Genomic DNA, 19,092 nt, shown 5'->3' with positions numbered 1-19,092 from the left:
ACCTTCACCCCGTTGCTTCCAGCAACAGTAAATCCATCAGCAGCACCAGATTCGACTCAAACGACGTCACCCCTGCGGCTTCGGCGGCGAAATGTACCGCTTCGTCATAGAGGGCAAAATGCACGTCGGCCATACCTGCCAGCGTATTGGCCGACGCGCGGGTAAACGCGACGATCGTCATGCCGACGTTTTTGGCGATCCGCGCTTTATCCAGCACCTGCTCCGTTTCGCCGCTGCGCGAAACGGCAATAAATACCTGATAGCGTGCGGCGTTGCTGAGAAAAATATTCCGGCTGTCCCCCGGTCCGGAGATGAACGCGGTTTTTCCCAGCACCTGCAACTTCTTGGTCAGGTACTCGGCAAAAAGATATGAAAACCCGGCGCCGTAGAGAAAGAAGCTCTCTTTCTGGCGCAGCAGGCTGGCAAACTGCTGGCGTTTGTCCTGGGTAACCCACTGGAAGGTCTGCTGATAGTTGGCGATAAACTGATTAAACAGCGCGGGCATTTCTGCATGTTGCGCAGACTGTACGGTGATATGCGGCGTGTCAGAAAGCAGCTGCTTGCAGTGCCAGATAAACTCGCTAAATCCGCTGAAGCCCAGCTTCTGGCATAGCCGCATAATCGTCGCGGTGGAGACAAATGTCGCCAGCGCCAGCTCGCGCACCGTGATATTGCCCACCAGCAGCGGATGCTCAGTGAGGTGGGCGAGGACGCGATACTCCGCGCGGGTCAGTGACGACCCGCGTGTTAACAGCGTTGCCAGGCGGTTATCCATTATTTCGCCGGTTCTACCGGCAGATCGTCCCGTGCACCCCATTCACTCCAGGCGCCGTCATACAGCGTCACGTCATTCGCGCCAAGGGTTGCCAGCGCCAGGATCACCACGCAGGCCGTCACGCCGGAGCCGCAGCTGGCAATAACCGGACGATGCAAATCCACGCCCTGACGTTCAAAAATGGCACGCAATTCATCGGTGGTTTTCAGCTCGCCTTCAAACACCAGATCGCCCCACGGCACGTTCAGCGCCCCCGGGATATGTCCTCGTTTCAGTCCCGGACGCGGCTCATCCGCTTCAGCGTTGAAGCGCGGAGCAGGACGGGCATCGACGATTTGCGCCGTTTTTTCATGGCTCACGACCAGAACGTCGGTCAGGCGCTTGACCACGTGTGCGTCGAACGTGGCATCGAATTCGCCTTCCGGCAGCGTCACGTCGCCCTGCTGAAGCGGCAGCTCGTCGCGCTTCCAGCCCGCAAGCCCACCCGCCAGAATCGACACTTTTTCCACGCCGAAGTTTTTCAGCATCCACCACGCCCGCGGGGCGGAGAAGAGGTTACCCTCATCGTAAACAACGAGGTGTTTGTCTTTGCTGATGCCGAGCTCGCGCATCGCCACGGAAAACGCTTCCGGACGAGGCAGCATGTGCGGCAGGGGAGAGGTGTGATCGGAGAGGGCTTCGATATCGAAAAAAACCGCGCCAGGCAGGTGCCCTGCGCGATATTCAGCGGGAACGTCACGATGCTCCTGGCCCGGAGGGGCCATGCGCGCGTCGATAATCTGAACTTCCGGGTCGTCGCCGTGCTCAATCAGCCAGTCGGCGGCGACAAAATATGAGGTGGACATGGTTGCCTCCATTCTTTTCCGTAAAAAAGGATTGTCGGTGTTTTTTCTGACACCGACAAGTTAACCACGTTCAACTCGCGAGCAAGCCCCTATTTTTTCACCGCTTCACCGTCCTGCCATGCCTTTTGCAGCGCTGGCCAGTAGTCGCGGTTGGCTTCGATCATCTCATCCAGAATCGCTTTCGCGTGCTCCATGGTCGGCACGGTGCGGTTCAGGGTAAACGCCTGCAACGCTTTCTCGTAGCTGCCTTCGATGGTTGCCTCCACCAGCAGCTGTTCAGAAGCGAGCTGCTGTTGCAGGAGCGTCTGGTGGAACAGCGGCACCCGACCCACGCGGACGGGCTCTGGTCCTTCGGAGGTAATATAGGCAGGCACTTCCACCACCGCATCATAAGGCAGGTTGGTAATCGCCCCGCGGTTTTCCACCATCACCAGGTGACGCTGGCGCAGGTTGAATGCCAGCGAGCAGGCGACATCGACGATAAATTCGCCGTGAACACCTACGTGGAAGGCGTCCGGTAAGATCCCGCTGCGCTGGTACTCTTCGGCGGCGGCAAACAGCTTTTTCTCACGTCCGTTCATCACTTCGTTGGCACGGGTATAGTCCGGGTTCTGATGCTCCACAATCTGGTTCGGCATCAGGTAGTACTGTAGATACGGGTTCGGCAGGTACTCCGGGAAGTTATCCATAATCGGCTTGATGTTGCGCCAGGTTTTCACCCATGACGGATCCGAGTGCTGCGGGTCGGTTTTGGCCGCGTCTTCCGTCAGCAGGCCAAACTTCGCGATATGTTTACGCAGCTCCGGCAGCTTGTCCTCGCCGTCCACCAGCACGCGGGTAAACCAGCCGAAGTGGTTGAGGCCAAAATAGTCCACCTCCAGTTTATGACGGTCCACGCCCAGAATGGCGCCCATATTGCGCATCGCGGCGACAGGCATATCGCAGATGTTCAGCACGCGTGCGTTGGGGCGCAGGCGACGCACGCCCTCAGCGACGATCGCCGCCGGGTTGGAGTAGTTCACGATCCACGCTTTCTCGTGCGCGTAGCGTTCCACCCTATCGATCAGCTCTACCATCGGCAGGATCGTACGCAGGCCATATGCCAGCCCGCCGGGTCCGCAGGTTTCCTGGCCGACCACTCCGTGGCGCAGCGGAATTTTTTCATCCTGCTCGCGCATTTTGTACTGTCCGACGCGCATCTGAGCAAAAACAAAATGCGCGCCGCTGAAGGCCACCTCCGGATCGCTGGTGACCGTGAATTTGATGCTCTGGCTGTGGTCGCGAATGACCTTTTCCACCACGGGCGCAATGGTGTTCTGGCGCGCCTCGTCGATGTCATACAGGCGAATCTCTGCCAGGGGGAAATCGTGCAGGCGTACCATCAGGCTTTTCACTATACCTGGCGTGTAGGTGCTGCCGCCGCCGGCAATCGACAGAATGAATGGGGGTGTTAACATCTTTAGCTCCTTTCAGAGAAACGTCTCAACGGCTTCTCGCATTTTTTTGACATGCAGCCCGTAGACCACCTGAACGTTGTTACCTTGTTTGATAATCCCTTTCGCGCCGGTCGCTTTCAGGCGCGGTTCGTCGATGATGGTGACGTCCTTCACCGTGACGCGTAAGCGGGTGTAGCAGTTATCAACCACCTGAATGTTTTCCCGACCGCCCAGACCGACGACGATCGATTCGCCCAGCCCGTCGTTATTTCCCTTCGCCTGGTATTCCTGTTTGCTGTAGAGGCGCGTCTCCCGATCGTCATCTTCACGACCGGGCGTTTTCATGTTGAAACGCAGGATCAGGAAGCGGAACACCACGAAATAAAGGGCGAACATGATCAGCCCGACCACGATGTACATGGGCCAGTTGGACTTTTCCGTGCCGAGCGGCAGGTTGTAGAGGATAAAATCGATAATTCCGTTGGCGCCGATGGCGTGAACGCCAAACAGGGTGAACAGCATCATGCCAATGCCGGTCAGCACCGCATGCACCACGAACAACAGCGGGGCGACAAACAGGAAAGAGAACTCGATCGGCTCGGTTACGCCGACCAGCAGCGAGGTCAGCGCCGCCGGGATCAGAATGGCTTTCGCAATCGCTTTACGCTCTGGCTTCGCGGTCATGTACATCGCCAGCGCGGCGGCGGGAAGGCCGAACATCTTGCTGATGCCGCGAGCATCCCACACCACGGTGCTGCTGAGCTGCTTCACGTCCGGGCAGGCCATCTCGGCGAAGTAGATATTGCGCGCGCCCTGGTAAGCCGTACCGCACACCTCCTGCGTACCGCCCAGTTCGGTATACAGGAACGGCGTATAGACCAGATGATGCAGGCCCGTCGGCACCAGAATGCGTTCAAGGAAACCGTAGATCGCCACCCCAAACGGACCGGACCCTTTGATCGCCAGCGCCAGGGCGCTTATTCCATGCTGTGCGTACGGCCAGAGTTCGCTCATGACCACGCCGAGCAGCATAGAGACTGGCAACATCACAATCGCGACAAAGCAGTGGCCGGAGTATATCGCCATCGTGCCGTTAAACTGGACACCGGAATATTTGTTGTACAGATAACCGGAGAGCGCCCCGGTCAGGATCCCGGCGAAAACGCCCATCTCCAGCACCTGGACGCCCAGAACCATGCTTTGTCCGGCGGCTTTCATCTGCTCTGCAGGGGCCAGTTCTCCCTGAAGCTGTAACGTCACGTTCATGGCATTGATAAACACGATAAAAGTCACCAGCCCAATCAGCGCCGCGTAGCCTTTGTCTCGGGTTGCCAGGCCAATGGGGATCCCGACGGCAAACACCAGCGCCAGGTTGACCAGCACCGACACGGCAGATTTGGCGATCAGCTGGCCGACACTCTGGATCAGCGGATGGCCGAGAAACGGCAGGTACTCGGCCAGATTGCCGTTACCCAGCACATTCCCAAAGGCGATAAACAGACCGACGATAGGTAAGATAAGTACAGGTCCGTAAAGTGATTTTCCGAAATTTTGTAGGGCGTTCACGGCTCGTTTCATGGCTTTCTCTCTTATTGAACCGCGCACTCGGGGTGCGTCATGGTCATAAAACTAGCAGGCATGATGCGAGCTTATCCAGCTATCTTCTTGTTTTAAAAACAAATGACGCGAAAGGTAACATGTTACGTTACGCTGTGTGATCGCGGTTCCACCCTCGCATACGAGTACGATGCCATTCTGCGAGGCGCTTTCCAGATTATAAAATTGGACTTTTTGTATTAACGAAACTTGCGGATAATACTTATCCGGACGACGACCAACAGGCCCCTCAGGCCAGGGACATAGGATGAAACCGTTTCGCTTAGCTGCGATCTCTCTCGCGCTGCTCACCACCTTTACGCTTGTCGGCTGTGATAACAGCGATGACAAACCTCAGGCCGCTGCCCCCGCAGCGTCTACTACATCAGCACAGAAAACCCCGGTAAAACCGGATCCTGAAAAGCTGGCTAAGCTGGCCGCGCAGAGTCAGGGTAAGGCGTTGACGCTGCTGGATGCCTCTGAAGTGCAACTCGACGGCGCTGCGACACTGGTTCTGACCTTCTCTGTACCGCTGGATCCCAGCCAGGATTTTGCGAAAACGGTGCATGTGGTGGATAAAAAAAGTGGCAAAGTGGACGGCGCCTGGGAACTGGCCCCCAATCTGAAAGAGCTGCGCCTGCGCCATCTGGAGCCGAATCGTAATCTGGTCGTCACCGTCGAGCGTAATTTGCTGGCGCTGAACAAAGCGACATTCGGCATTGACTATGAAAAAGCGATCACCACCCGGGATGTTGAACCGACGGTCGGATTCGCCAGCCGCGGATCGCTGCTGCCGGGTAAAGTGGTGGAAGGGTTGCCGGTGATGGCGCTCAACGTCAACAATGTGGACGTGAACTTCTACCGCGTTAAGCCGGAGTCGCTGGCCTCGTTTGTCGGCCAGTGGGAGTACCGTAACTCGCTGACCAACTGGGAGTCTGACAACCTGCTGAAGATGGCGGAACTGGTCTACACCGGCCGTTTCGACCTCAACCCGGCGCGCAACACGCGTGAAAAACTGCTCCTGCCGCTCAAAGATATTAAGCCGCTCCAGCAGTCTGGCGTCTATATCGCCGTGATGAATCAGGCTGGTCACTATAACTACAGTAACGCCGCGACGCTCTTTACCTTAAGTGATATTGGGCTGTCCGCTCACCGTTATCATAACCGCCTGGACATCTTCACCCAGAGTCTTGAAAACGGTGCGGCGCAGTCAGGCGTGACCATTACCCTTCTGAACGATAAAGGACAGACCCTGGCCGAGGCGAACAGCGACGCCGATGGTCATGCGAAACTGGAAACCGATAAAGAAGCCGCGCTGATCCTGGCCAGTAAAGATGGCCAGACCACGCTTCTTGACCTCAAACTTCCGGCGCTGGATCTGGCGGAGTTTGATATCGCCGGTAACCCGGGTTACAGCAAACAGTTCTTTATGTTTGGCCCGCGCGATCTCTATCGTCCGGGTGAAACGGTGATCCTTAACGGCCTGCTTCGCGACAGCGATGGCAAACCGCTTCCCGAGCAGCCGGTAAAACTTGACGTGCTGCGTCCGGACGGCCAGGTAGCGCGTACGGTCGTTGTGCAACCTGAGAACGGCCTTTATCGCTTCAACTATTCGCTTGATAGCGGCGCCCAGACCGGCATGTGGCATATTCGCGCGAATACGGGGGATAACCAGCAGCGCATGTGGGATTTCCACGTCGAAGATTTTATGCCTGAGCGTATGGCGCTGAATCTGACCGGGCAAAAAACGCCGGTTTCCCCGCAGGAGGATGTGGACTTTAACGTTGTGGGCTATTACCTGTATGGCGCGCCGGCTAACGGTAATTCTCTGCAAGGCCAGCTTTTCCTGCGTCCGCTACGTGACGCGGTGCCTGCACTGCCTGGCTTCCAGTTCGGTGATATTGCCGAGGAGAACCTGAGCCGCAGCCTGGATGAAGTGCAGCTTACGCTGGACGAACAGGGGCGCGGACAGGTTACCACCGAAAGCCAGTGGAAAGAGGTGCACTCGCCGCTGCAACTGATTTTGCAGGCCAGCCTGCTGGAATCAGGCGGGCGTCCGGTAACGCGACGCGCCGAGCAGGCTATCTGGCCTGCGGCTGAACTTCCGGGGATCCGCCCACAGTTCGCCAGCAAGGCCGTGTACGACTACCGCACCGATACCACCGTCAACCAGCCGATTGTTGATGAGAACGGCAACGCCAGCTTTGACATCGTCTATGCCGATGCCAGCGGGGCGAAAAAAGCGATATCTGGTCTGCAGGTGCGTCTGGTCCGTGAGCGTCGCGACTACTTCTGGAACTGGTCCGAGAGCGAGGGCTGGCAGTCTCAGTTTGATCAAAAAGATCTCGTTGAGGGCGAGCAGGAACTTAACCTCAAGGCCGATGAAACCGGTAAAGTCACCTTCCCGGTGGAGTGGGGCTCATACCGTCTGGAAGTGAAAGCCCCTGATAACATGGTCAGCAGCGTGCGCTTCTGGGCGGGGTACAGCTGGCAGGATAACAGCGATGGCACGGGTGCTGCTCGCCCGGATCGTGTGACGCTGAAACTGGACAAGCCATCCTATCAGCCAGGCGATACCATCAACCTGCATATTGCAGCGCCGGCCGCAGGCAAGGGCTATGCAATGATCGAATCCAGCGAAGGGCCACTGTGGTGGAAAGAGATCGACGTACCGGTTAACGGTCTGGATCTCGCCATTCCGGTGGATAAGGCCTGGAAACGTCACGATCTCTACCTCAGCACGCTGGTGGTTCGTCCTGGCGATAAATCTAAATCCGCCACGCCAAAACGCGCGGTTGGTCTGCTGCATCTGCCAATGGGGGACGAAAATCGTCGCCTGAGCATCGCACTTGATAACCCACAAAAAATGCGTCCGAACCAGACGCTTTCTGTGAAAGTGAAAGCCAGCGTAAAAGAGGGGGCTGTGCCACAGAAGGTGAACGTGCTGGTCTCGGCTGTTGATAGCGGCGTGCTGAACATTACCGACTACGTCACGCCGGATCCGTGGGAAGCTTTCTTCGGTCAGAAGCGCTATGGCGCGGACATCTATGATGTTTACGGCCAGGTGATTGAAGGTCAGGGACGTCTTGCCGCACTGCGCTTTGGCGGAGACGGCGATGAACTGAAACGCGGCGGTAAGCCACCGGTGAACCATGTCACCATTATTGCTCAGCAGGCGCAGCCGGTTAGGCTTGATGCCAACGGTGAAGGCACCATCACGCTGCCGATTGGCGATTTCAACGGCGAACTGCGTCTGATGGCGCAGGCCTGGACGGAAGACGATTTCGGCAGCAGCGAAAGCAAAATCATTGTGGCGGCTCCGATTATCACCGAGCTTAACACGCCGCGATTCCTCGCAAGTGGCGATACCTCTCGCCTGACGCTGGACCTGACCAACCTTACTGACCAGCCGCAAACGCTGAACATTGCGTTAACCGCAACCGGTAAGGTGTCGCTCGAAGGTGCTCAGCCAGAGCCGGTTAAGCTGCCGCCTGGCGCACGTAGCACTCTGTTTATTCCGGTGCGCGCGCTGGAAGGCTATGGCGATGGTGAAGTAACTGCTCAGGTGACGGGGCTTCAGCTCCCTGGTGAGACGTTTGCGCCGCAGCAGAAGAGCTGGAAAATTGGTGTACGCCCCGCATTCCCGGCGCAAACGGTGAATACGGGCACGATGCTGAACCCTGGCGAATCCTGGAGCGCGCCAGCACAGCATATCGACGGTTTCTCGCCTGCCACGCTACAGGGACAGCTGTTGCTCAGCGGTAAACCACCTTTGAACCTGGCGCGCTACATTCGTGAACTTCAGGCCTATCCATACGGATGTCTTGAGCAGACCACCAGCGGCCTGTTCCCGTCCCTCTACACCAACGCGGCACAGCTTACGGCGTTGGGCATTAAAGGCGACACCGACGATAAACGCCGTGCGGCCATTGATATCGGCATCTCCCGTCTGCTGCAAATGCAGCGTGACGATGGCGGTTTTGCCTTGTGGGATAAAAACGGCCCGGAAGAGTACTGGCTGACCGCCTATGTTACGGACTTCCTGGTGCGGGCAGGGGAGCAGGGTTACAGCGTGCCTGCCGAGGCGGTGAATAACGCCAACAGCCGACTGCTGCGCTATTTACAGGATCCGGGGATGATGTCCATCCGCTACAGCGACGACACCCAGGCCAGCAAATTTGCTGTCCAGGCGTATGCTTCGCTGGTGCTGGCTCGTCAGCAAAAAGCGCCGCTCGGTGCACTGCGTGAAATCTGGGAGCGTCACGCTCAGGCCGCTTCCGGGCTTCCGTTGATGCAGCTGGGCATGGCACTCAAACTGATGGGGGATACACCGCGCAGCCAGCAGGCGCTGGATCTGGCTCTCAAAACACCCCGTAACGACAGCCGAAACTGGATGGCGGATTACGGCAGCCAGCTGCGTGATAATGCCCTGATGCTCTCCCTGCTGGAAGAGTACAAGCTGCTGCCGGATGCGCAAAACAGGCTGTTGAACGCGTTATCTGAAGACGCGTTCAGCCAGCGCTGGCTGTCAACCCAGGAGAGCAATGCGCTGTTCCTGGCTGGACGTTCACTGCAAACCTTGTCAGGCGCGTGGCAGGCAACGACCACCCTCTCTGAACAGACCCAGAGCAGTGATAAAGCGCAGGTAGAAAACCTGAACGGCGACCAGCCTGGTGCCTTGCAGGTGACGAATACCGGCACGACGCCGCTGTGGGTACGACTGGACACTACTGGCTATCCGGAGTATGCGCCCCAGCCATCTTCTCACGTCTTGCAGATTGAACGTCATATCCTGGCGACAGACGGCAGCAGCAAGTCGCTCTCTTCACTTAAGAGCGGTGAGCTGGTTCTGGTGTGGCTGGAAGTGAAGGCAAGCCAGAACGTACCGGATGCGCTGGTGGTGGATCTGCTCCCGGCAGGTCTGGAGCTGGAAAACCAGAATCTGGCGAGCAGCAGCGCCAGCTTGCAGGACAGCGGTAGTGAAGTGCAAAACCTGCTGAATCAGATGCAACAGTCTGATATTCAGCACATGGAATTCCGCGACGATCGCTTTGTGGCCGCCGTGCCGGTCAATGAAGGTCAGCCGGTCACGCTGGTTTACCTGGCCCGTGCCGTTACGCCAGGAACCTATCAGGTGCCTGTTCCGATGGTCGAGTCCATGTACGTTCCGCAGTGGCGGGCAACGGGGTCGGCCAGTGGCCCGCTGATCGTTGTTCCGTAAGATGCGGATAGCACGCCTGATTCGCTCCCGCTGGCTGTGGCTTGCGGGAGCGCTTCTCTTTTTAGGGGGGCTGATTGTCGCCGCTGACCGCGTGTGGCCGTTGCCCCTGAAAGAGGTCAACCCTGCGCGAGTGGTGGTGGATGAGCAGGGTGTTCCGTTGTGGCGCTTTGCCGACAGTGAAGGCATCTGGCGCTATCCGGTTACCATTGAAGAGGTATCCCCACGCTATCTTGAGGCGCTGATCCAGTATGAAGATCGCTGGTTCTGGGATCACCCTGGCGTCAATCCGCTTTCTGTACTGCGTGCCGCCTGGCAGGATCTCACCGCCGGGAGAGTGGTTTCTGGCGGGAGCACGCTTACCATGCAGGTGGCACGTCTTCTGGATCCGCATCCGCGTACCTTTGGCGGTAAAATTCGTCAGCTGTGGCGGGCGATGCAGCTGGAGTGGCATCTCTCCAAGCGTGAAATCCTGACGCTGTATCTCAACCGTGCCCCGTTTGGCGGCACGTTGCAGGGCGTGGGCGCGGCAAGCTGGACTTATCTTGGCAAACCGCCGTCTCAGCTGAGCTATTCCGACGCGGCGCTGCTGGCTGTACTGCCACAGGCACCCAGCCGTCTGCGTCCCGACCGCTGGCCGGAACGTGCCGAAGCGGCGCGGAACAAAGTGCTCGACCGCATGCTGACTCAGGGCGTCTGGTCTGAGAAGCAGGTGAAAGAGTCCCGTGAAGAGCCGGTCTGGCTGGCCCCCCGGCAGATGCCGCAGCTGGCGCCGCTCTTTTCCCGCATGATGTTGAGTAAAAGCCGCGACACAAAAATAGTCACCACGCTGGATGCAGCTTTGCAACGACAGCTTGAAGAGCTGGCAATGAACTGGAAATCGCGCCTGCCTGCCCGCAGTTCACTGGCGATGATCGTCGTGGATCATACATCCATGAAAGTGCGTGGCTGGGTAGGCTCGGTAGATATCAATGATGACAGTCGCTTTAGTCACGTGGATATGGTCAATGCGATCCGATCGCCGGGATCGGTCCTCAAGCCATTCATCTATGGCATGGCTCTGGACGATGGCCTGATCCATCCCGCTTCGTTATTACAGGATGTTCCAAGAAAAACGGGGGATTATCGCCCCGGCAACTTTGACAGCGGTTTCCATGGGCCGGTCAGCATGAGCGAAGCCCTGGTGCGTTCCCTCAACCTGCCTGCGGTGCAGGTACTGGAAGCGTACGGCCCAAAACGTTTTGCAGGCATGCTGAGCAACGCGGGATTACCGCTCATACTCCCCGCGGGGGCGCAGCCCAACCTCTCCCTGATCCTGGGGGGCGCAGGCGCACGCCTGGCTGATATCGCTGCCGCCTATAGTGCCTTTGCGCGTCAGGGTAAGGCGGGCCGGTTGCGTTTACAGCCGGGCGATCCGCTGATCGAACGTCCGCTGCTGTCGCAGGGGGCGGCGTGGATCATTCGTCGCATTCTCGCCAGTGAAGCACAGCCCCTGCCGGACAGTGCGCTGCCCCAGGTTGCGCCGCTGGCGTGGAAAACGGGCACCAGCTATGGCTACCGGGATGCCTGGGCCATCGGGCTGAACGCCCGGTATGTCATTGGAATCTGGACCGGACGTCCGGACGGCACGCCCGTTGCCGGGCAGTTTGGTTTCGCCAGCGCAGTTCCGCTCCTGAATCAGGTCAATAACATGCTTCAGTCCCGCTCGATGGTGGATGAAGCCCGTCTGCCGCGCGATCCGCGTCCTGCAAGCGTAGGACGGGGCGTGATTTGCTGGCCGGGGGGCCAGTCCCTGCCTGAAGGGAACGAAAACTGTCGGCGTCGGCTGTCAACCTGGCTGCTGGAAGGCAGTGAACCGCCTACGCTGCTGCTGCCGGAACAAGAGGGTATTCGCGGGATCCGTTTCCCGGTCTGGCTGGATAAAGAAGGCAAACGCGTCGCAGCGGATTGTCCTGATGCGACAGAAAAAGTGCTGGATGTCTGGCCGCTGCCGCTGGAGCCCTGGCTGCCTGCTGCCGAAAAACGGGCTGCTCGTCTCCCCGCCCGTTCAGCGGTTTGCCCTCTGCTGGATAACCATAATGCGGCGCCGCTGATGTTGTCAGGCGTCAGAGAAGGGGCGGTAATTAAACGTCTTCCGGGTGAGAAAAACATGACCCTGTTCGTTTCAACCAGCGGCGGGGAGGGGCAACGATGGTGGTTTTTGAATGGAGAACCGCTGGACGGACATCAGAAGAATTATTCACTGCAATTATATTTACCGGGTAAATATCAGTTAGTTGTATTAGATGAAACCGGACAAACGGCGACGGTCAATTTTGAGTTAGATCGCTAAGTGTTACTCCTCAAGAGTTAGCTTGATAATTATCAATATCCGTTCCTGAAAAAAAACGAGAATGCGTTTTTATTTTAAGGAACGAGCAATGGAAAAAAATAAACATCAGGGAGAGGGGACTATTCCCGCCATATCCCGGCGTCAGTTTATTCAGGCAGGATCGGCGCTCGCCGCTCTGCCTTTTGTCGTCAAAACCGGCAAAGTACAGGCACAGGGCGCGGCGGTTTCAGACACTACGCCTGAAGAAAAAGTGGTGCAAACCTGTAGTACGTTTGACTGCGGCGGCAAGTGTGATATTCGTGCTCACGTCAGTGAGGGCGTTGTGACCCGAATTTCTACGCGTCCGGATAACGCGTTGGATCCGCAAATGCCCGTAATGCGCGCCTGCGTGCGTGGCCGGGCTTATCGGAAATTTGTTTACCATCCCGATCGACTGAAATACCCAATGAAACGTGTAGGGAAACGTGGCGAAGGAAAATTCGAGCGTATTACCTGGGATGAAGCCACCACCCTTATTGCGAATCAATTAAAAACTATTACGCAAAAATACGGTGCGGCTTCACGCTATGTTCATGTGGGCACCGCTGTGTCCGGCGGGACTTTTTCCGGCGATAAAATGGTTCGTCGTCTGCTCAACTTAACCGGCGGCTATCTCGAAAGCTATCACTCGGTCAGTATGGGTAACACGGCGGCAGCAACGCCGTATACCTATGGCACCGCTGCCAGCGGCAGCTCTCTGGACACGCTGCTGGACACCAAACTGGTCATCCTCTGGGGACATAACCCGACGGAAACGATCTTTGGTCACAGCAACCACTTCTACCAGAAGATGAAGCAAAACGGCACTCGCTTTATTGTTGTCGACCCTCGCTATTCCGATACGGTTTCCTCCCTGGCCGATCAGTGGATCCCGCTGCTTCCCACCACGGACAACGCCCTGATGGACGCGATGATGTATGTGATCGTCACGGAGAACCTGCACGATCGCGACTTTATTCAGCGCTACACCCTGGGCTTTGACGAAGACACTATGCCAGAAGGCGTTCCGGCCAATGAATCCCTGATGGCTTACCTGAGCGGCGCAAAAGATGGCGTGGCGAAAACGCCCGAGTGGGCAGAGAAAATCACCCACGTGCCTGCACAAACAATTCGGCAACTGGCGCGCGACTACGCAACCACCAAACCCGCTGCGCTGATCCAGGGCTGGGGACCGCAGCGTCATAACTGCGGCGAGCGCACCGCGCGCGGCTCGACGTTGCTGGCTACGCTCACGGGTAACGTCGGGGTGAAAGGCGGTTGGGCAGCAGGCTATGGCGGCTGCGCAAACCGGAAATTTGCCGCCGGGCCAGAGATGCCGGACAACCCGGTCAAAGCCAAAATATCGGTGATGAACTGGGTGCAGGCCGCCGACGATGCCTCTCAGGTCACCGCGGACGTCGGCCTGAAGGATGCCGAAAAGCTGGACAGTAATATCCGCATCCTGTTCTCGCTGGCGGGAAATTATCTGGCTAACCAGAACCCGGATCTTCATCAGGCAACCCGTGTCCTGGAAGACGAGTCGAAAATCGAGTTTATCGTCGCAAGCGATCTGTTTATGACGCCGAGCGCCCGATACGCCGACCTTCTTTTGCCGGAAACCAGCTTTATGGAACGCTGGAATATCGGCGAAACCTGGGGCACGGCAAGCTATCTGATCCTGTCAGAAAAGCTCATTGAACCTGAATTTGAACGCCGTTCAGACTACGACTGGCTGCGGGAGGTCGCCGCTAAGCTTGGCGTCGAACCCGCGTTCAGCGAAGGGCGTGACGAAAAAGCGTGGATTGAGCACATCTGGGAGCAGACGCGTCTTTCCATGCCTGACGAAAACCTGCCGGACTTCGCGACGCTACAGAAGACGCGTCAGCACCTTTTCAAAAGCGCGCCGTTCGTCGCCTTTGAAGACAACATTCGCGATCCGCAGAATCATCCGTTCCCGACGCCGTCCGGAAAAATTGAGATCTTCTCGAAGCGTCTGTACGACATGCATCACCCGGAAATTCCGGCGCTGTCGCACTACGTGCCTGCCCATGAAGGGCCGGAAGACGCGCTGGCGAAACGCTTCCCGCTCCAGCTGATTACCTGGAAAGGAAAAAACCGCGCTAACTCCACCCAGTACGCCAACCCGTGGTTAATTGAGGCGCAGCAGCAAAAGCTGTGGATCAACCCGCAGGATGCGCAAAAACGCGGCATTGCGCAGGGAGATACCGTGCGTATTCATAACGCGCGCGGCATTTGCGAGATCCCGGCGGAGGTCACGCCGCGCATCATTCCAGGCGTTGTGGCCATGCAGGCAGGTGCCTGGTGGCAGCCGGACGAGCAGGGTATTGATAAGGGCGGCTGCGCGAACGTGCTCAGTTCCGCACGTATTACCGCGCTTGCGAAAGGGAATTCCCATCAAACCATGCTGGTGGAGGTAGCTAAAGCATGAGTCAGTTTAAACATTACGCACCGGTAAGCGACAAACAGCTGGGTTTTTATATCGACTCTTCTCGCTGCTCGGGCTGCAAAGCATGTCAGGTAGCGTGCAAAGATAAAAACAACCTTGAGGTCGGACGTCGTTTCCGTCGCGTGTACGAAGTTAATGGCGGGAGCTTTATCCCGACCGGGCAGGGTGGCGTCAGCAATAACGTTTTTGCCTACACGCTCTCTATCTCCTGTAACCACTGTGCCGACCCAATCTGCACCAAAAACTGTCCGACCACTGCGATGCATAAGCGTCCGGGGGACGGTATTGTGCGCGTAGATACTGATAAGTGCGTCGGCTGCGGCTACTGCGCGTGGTCATGCCCTTACGGCGCGTCACAGCTCAACGAGCAGACCGGGCAGATGTCCAAATGTGATTTCTGCGTGGATCTACAGGCGAAGGGGGAACAGCCTGTCTGTGTGGCAACCTGTCCACTCGAAGCGATTAAATTCGGGCCGATTGATGAACTGCGGGCGAAGTATGGTGCGGTCTGTGATGTGAAAGGCTTGCCTGATTCCTCCATCACCAAACCGAACCTGGTGATCAAAGCGCATCAGGGCGCAGAGAAAGAGGGGAAACGTCATGCATGAGTTACCGCTGCTAATTTTTACGCTGTTCCTGCAAGGATCGGTTGGCGTTACGCTGTGGCTGGCCTTCGGAAGCACGCAACGCAGCGCGCTGCTGCCGGCTGCCGGAGCGTTTGTGCTGGCCAGCCTCGGTCTGCTCGCCTCTGCGTTGCACATGGGCTATCCACTTAATGCGTTCAATGCGCTGCGTCACGTATCCAGCTCCTGGCTGAGCCGTGAGATTATCTTTGCCAGTCTTTATCTTGCGGCACTTGGCCTCGCAACGCTGCTGATGTTTGTCAAAAAACCAGGCTGGAAGCCGCTGTTGGTTGTGGCAGGTCTTGTCGGGCTGGTGGATGTGTTCTGCATGGCGCAGATCTACATGCATGCATCCGTGGTGACGTGGCATCACATTAATACCCTGGTGCTGTTTATCGGTTCGGTGGGAATTATCGGTTCAGCCTGCATGGCCGTTGGGGCACGTTCCCAGACTCGCGTGCGAACGGCGATTGTCATTATCACGCTGCTGGTGATTGCACGTCTGGTGATGCAGCCCGTCTGGCTGGCAGATATTACGGCTATGGACAACACCGTTGTGACGTTCCCACACGCACCGTTACAAATGCTGGAGCAACTGCGAACCGTGCATCTGCTGAGCTGGTGCGTTTCCGTTGCGGGTATGTTGTGCTTTGCTGCGGGCGGCTTAAAAGCGGCGCGAGGCACAATGCTGTTGGGCAGCGCCTTGCTGATTGTGGGTGAGCTGATGCTGCGCTTTGTTTTCTTCAGTATTGGCTGATGGGCGGATTAACCTTTGCCCCGGCGATGGACGTGACGCATGCGTGCGTCCGTCGCCGTTTTCGCCACTCTTCCTGCTGCGCCTGCGCGGACGTCTGTCCCGTACAGGCTTTTTCTTTTACCGACACCGGCGTCTCGGTTGATGACAGCCGCTGTATTGAATGCAGTGACTGCCTGTTTGTCTGCCCCGCTGAAGCCATCACCGGCATCACGCCGCGAAAACGTTTTCTGTGTGGCGATACGCTTGTTGGGCCTTTTACTGACCGTGCGCCAGGGGTGAATGAGCTTCTGCTGTGGCACGCGCAGCACCACGTTCGTTTTATCAGTATCGACGCGGAGCAGAATCCTGACTGGTTGCTGGCGATTGCCCGGCTGAATCTGGCGCTTCGTCGACGTGGTGAAGCAGCGTGGGCGTTTAAACATATACCCGTCAACGAGGTAAATACCGCCCGGCGTGCGCTGATGCACGTTCCCCGTGAGGATGTCCGGGTCTGTTGCGTCGTGCCCGGTCAGCGTGAGCTGCGCAGGGCGTTTTCTGCATTTAGCGAGGCAGAGATAACTCTCGATACCGAATCCTGCGTACTCTGCGGCGCGTGCTGGCGGAGTTGTACGGAAAACGCGATTCGGTTTGAGAACGCTGAACTGGTCGTGGAAACCGGACGTTGTACGGGGTGTGGCGGCTGCGAAGCGGTATGCCAGCATGCGGCGATAAACGTGACGCAAACAGACGGGACAGCGAAAAGCGTGACCATACCGGCATATGAAGCCGTTTGTTTGACGTGCCACCGCCATTTCTGGTCATTTAGTTCTGATGAAAAGCAGTGTCCGCTCTGTTTTCACCATCAGTACGGCATGCGAAATACGAGCTGTTGCTAATCTTCGTCTCATTTTAAAAAAATGTTATGCATAACCATAGGCAATGGCGCTATTGCTCTTTATAATCCGCGCCACACCATACTCAGGTATGCAAAAACAACAGAACATTTTACAGAGGTTATCAATGGCTATTGAACGTACTTTTTCCATCATCAAACCAAACGCGGTGGCAAAAAACGTTATTGGCAGCATCTTCGCTCGCTTTGAATCAGCAGGGTTTAAGATCGTTGGCACCAAAATGCTGCACCTGACCGTTGAACAGGCTCGCGGTTTCTACGCTGAGCACGAAGGTCGCCCATTCTTTGACGGTCTGGTCGAGTTCATGACTTCTGGCCCAATCGTGGTATCCGTACTGGAAGGCGAAAACGCGGTACAGCGTCACCGCGATCTGCTGGGTGCAACCAACCCGGACAACGCGCTGGCAGGTACTCTGCGCGCTGACTACGCAGACAGCTTCACCGAGAACGGCACCCACGGTTCCGACTCTGTTGAATCTGCTGCGCGCGAAATCGCGTTCTTCTTTGCAGAAGGCGAAGTGTGCCCGCGCACTCGCTAATAATTTCGTAAATGCCGCGTGCAAACGTGGCATCCCTGCGCCAGACTTTGTACAATGCAACGCCCCGGACGAGCAGACTGCTTACCGGGGCGTTTCTTTTCAACCCACCAAGGGCCACAACGTGTAACAACGAGGCCGGAAAAAATTATGTCTGAATTAGTGAATACCTCTGAAGTCGCCATTCCTGCGGTTCCCAATAAAAATGGAAAAATTAACCTGCTGGACCTGAACCGTCAGCAGATGCGCGAGTTCTTTAAAGAGATGGGCGAGAAGCCGTTTCGTGCCGATCAGGTCATGAAATGGATGTACCACTATTGCAGCGACAACTTTGATGACATGACGGACATCAACAAAGTGCTGCGCAATAAGCTTAAAGAAGTGGCGGAAATCCGCGCACCGGAAGTGGTGGAAGAGCAGCGCTCTTCAGATGGCACTATCAAGTGGGCCATTGCCGTTGGCGATCAGCGTGTTGAAACCGTGTATATTCCGGAAGACGATCGCGCCACGCTGTGCGTCTCTTCTCAGGTGGGCTGTGCGCTGGAGTGCAAATTCTGCTCTACGGCGCAGCAGGGCTTTAACCGTAACCTGCGCGTATCGGAAATTATCGGCCAGGTCTGGCGTGCCGCGAAAATCGTGGGTGCAGCGAAAGTCACCGGTACACGTCCAATCACCAACGTGGTGATGATGGGGATGGGTGAACCGCTGCTCAACCTGACCAACGTCGTTCCGGCGATGGAAATCATGCTCGACGATTTCGGTTTTGGTCTGTCCAAGCGCCGCGTTACGCTCTCTACTTCCGGCGTTGTGCCTGCGCTGGACAAACTGGGTGACATGATTGACGTTGCGCTGGCCATCTCCCTTCACGCGCCAAACGACGCCATCCGTGACGAAATTGTGCCGATCAACAAAAAGTACAATATCGAAACTTTCCTGGCTGGCGTGCGCCGTTACCTGGAGAAATCCAATGCTAACCAGGGCCGCGTGACCATTGAATACGTGATGCTGGATCATGTTAACGACGGTACCGAGCATGCACATGAGCTGGCTGAACTTCTGAAAGATACGCCATGTAAGATCAACCTGATCCCATGGAACCCGTTCCCGGGCGCGCCGTATGGCCGTAGCTCGAACAGCCGTATCGATCGCTTCTCAAAAGTGCTGATGGAGTATGGTTTCACCACCATCGTACGTAAAACGCGTGGCGACGATATCGACGCAGCCTGTGGTCAGCTGGCGGGTGACGTTATTGACCGTACCAAACGTACGCTGCGTAAGCGTATGCAGGGTGAGTCAATCGCGGTTAAAACCGTTTGATTATTATGCAGACACGGCGCATTTTTTGCGCCGTGAAGCATTAATTTACTGAATAACCAGCCACAATCATCACGACTGATTAATAATTACGGTGCGTTTCATACGACTTTCGGGCAGTATGTAACGACGTAACAACAGTTTAGCGTGAAGGCCTGCCAGCGCTGTCATCTGCGGCCCGACAGTCTTATACTGTTTGTTCCAGGTTAACTGACCTAAAGTTTCGCGGTGCGGGTGGCATTGTGACTCACCGGCACCTGAACCCTTATTTTCACGTACCAGT

Annotated in this window: 12 protein-coding genes; 8 read left to right on the top strand and 4 right to left on the bottom strand. The window is 56.8% G+C overall.

Features of this window, described 5'->3' with window-relative positions; all coding sequences use genetic code 11:
• Positions 1-4 precede the first annotated feature (4 nt).
• From ACQG0S_RS16080 to ACQG0S_RS16065, 4 genes are all read right to left on the bottom strand, one after another.
• Complete coding sequence (locus tag ACQG0S_RS16080; RefSeq protein ID WP_063138182.1) at positions 5-775, bottom strand: MurR/RpiR family transcriptional regulator; 771 nt, start codon at positions 773-775, stop codon at positions 5-7.
• Entirely contained in the window at positions 775-1,620 is an 846-nt protein-coding gene (gene sseA, locus ACQG0S_RS16075) for a 3-mercaptopyruvate sulfurtransferase (RefSeq protein ID WP_063138181.1), read from the bottom strand. The genes ACQG0S_RS16080 and sseA overlap by 1 nt, the downstream gene beginning before the upstream one ends.
• Positions 1,621-1,709: 89 nt before the next feature.
• Positions 1,710-3,077 (bottom strand): 6-phospho-alpha-glucosidase, encoded by a 1,368-nt coding sequence (locus ACQG0S_RS16070; RefSeq protein WP_023300715.1) that lies wholly within the window; start codon positions 3,075-3,077, stop codon positions 1,710-1,712.
• 12 nt (positions 3,078-3,089) lie between these two features.
• On the bottom strand, positions 3,090-4,634 hold the full coding sequence (locus tag ACQG0S_RS16065) for a PTS transporter subunit EIIC (protein WP_063138180.1): 1,545 nt from the start codon (positions 4,632-4,634) through the stop codon (positions 3,090-3,092).
• Positions 4,635-4,920: 286 nt separating this feature from the next.
• On the opposite strand from ACQG0S_RS16065, the gene ACQG0S_RS16060 reads away from it, so the two are divergent.
• The 8 genes from ACQG0S_RS16060 (at position 4,921) to ACQG0S_RS16025 (ending at position 18,812) form a co-directional block, all read left to right on the top strand.
• Positions 4,921-9,873 carry an alpha-2-macroglobulin family protein gene (locus tag ACQG0S_RS16060; RefSeq protein WP_063138179.1) on the top strand — a complete coding sequence of 1,651 codons (4,953 nt, stop codon included), beginning with the start codon at positions 4,921-4,923 and terminating at the stop codon, positions 9,871-9,873.
• A 1-nt stretch (position 9,874) separates the two neighbouring features.
• Complete coding sequence (gene pbpC / locus ACQG0S_RS16055; RefSeq protein WP_426750582.1) at positions 9,875-12,202, top strand: peptidoglycan glycosyltransferase PbpC; 2,328 nt, start codon at positions 9,875-9,877, stop codon at positions 12,200-12,202.
• 88 nt (positions 12,203-12,290) lie between these two features.
• Positions 12,291-14,669, top strand: coding sequence for a DMSO/selenate family reductase complex A subunit (locus tag ACQG0S_RS16050; protein WP_022649007.1), 2,379 nt, complete (start codon positions 12,291-12,293; stop codon positions 14,667-14,669).
• The gene (locus tag ACQG0S_RS16045; protein ID WP_426750580.1) at positions 14,666-15,295 is read left to right on the top strand and encodes a DMSO/selenate family reductase complex B subunit; all 630 of its coding nucleotides are present in this window, start codon (positions 14,666-14,668) and stop codon (positions 15,293-15,295) included. The genes ACQG0S_RS16050 and ACQG0S_RS16045 overlap by 4 nt, the downstream gene beginning before the upstream one ends.
• Positions 15,288-16,067 (top strand): dimethyl sulfoxide reductase anchor subunit family protein, encoded by a 780-nt coding sequence (locus ACQG0S_RS16040; protein WP_022649005.1) that lies wholly within the window; start codon positions 15,288-15,290, stop codon positions 16,065-16,067. The genes ACQG0S_RS16045 and ACQG0S_RS16040 overlap by 8 nt, the downstream gene beginning before the upstream one ends.
• Positions 16,067-16,942 carry a 4Fe-4S binding protein gene (locus ACQG0S_RS16035; RefSeq protein ID WP_048966862.1) on the top strand — a complete coding sequence of 292 codons (876 nt, stop codon included), beginning with the start codon at positions 16,067-16,069 and terminating at the stop codon, positions 16,940-16,942. Before ACQG0S_RS16040 ends, ACQG0S_RS16035 begins: the two co-directional genes overlap by 1 nt.
• Before the next feature lie 124 nt (positions 16,943-17,066).
• Entirely contained in the window at positions 17,067-17,498 is a 432-nt protein-coding gene (ndk, locus tag ACQG0S_RS16030) for a nucleoside-diphosphate kinase (protein ID WP_003860625.1), read from the top strand.
• A 147-nt stretch (positions 17,499-17,645) separates the two neighbouring features.
• The gene (locus ACQG0S_RS16025) at positions 17,646-18,812 is read left to right on the top strand and encodes a bifunctional tRNA (adenosine(37)-C2)-methyltransferase TrmG/ribosomal RNA large subunit methyltransferase RlmN (protein ID WP_003860623.1); all 1,167 of its coding nucleotides are present in this window, start codon (positions 17,646-17,648) and stop codon (positions 18,810-18,812) included.
• Positions 18,813-19,092 lie beyond the last annotated feature (280 nt).

This window comes from Enterobacter cloacae complex sp. 418I7 (assembly GCF_050030705.1).
Taxonomy (GTDB): Bacteria; Pseudomonadota; Gammaproteobacteria; order Enterobacterales; family Enterobacteriaceae; genus Enterobacter; species Enterobacter intestinihominis.
The sequence above is the reverse complement of the archived record's forward strand: the minus strand, read 5'-3'. Positions and strand labels throughout refer to the sequence as shown.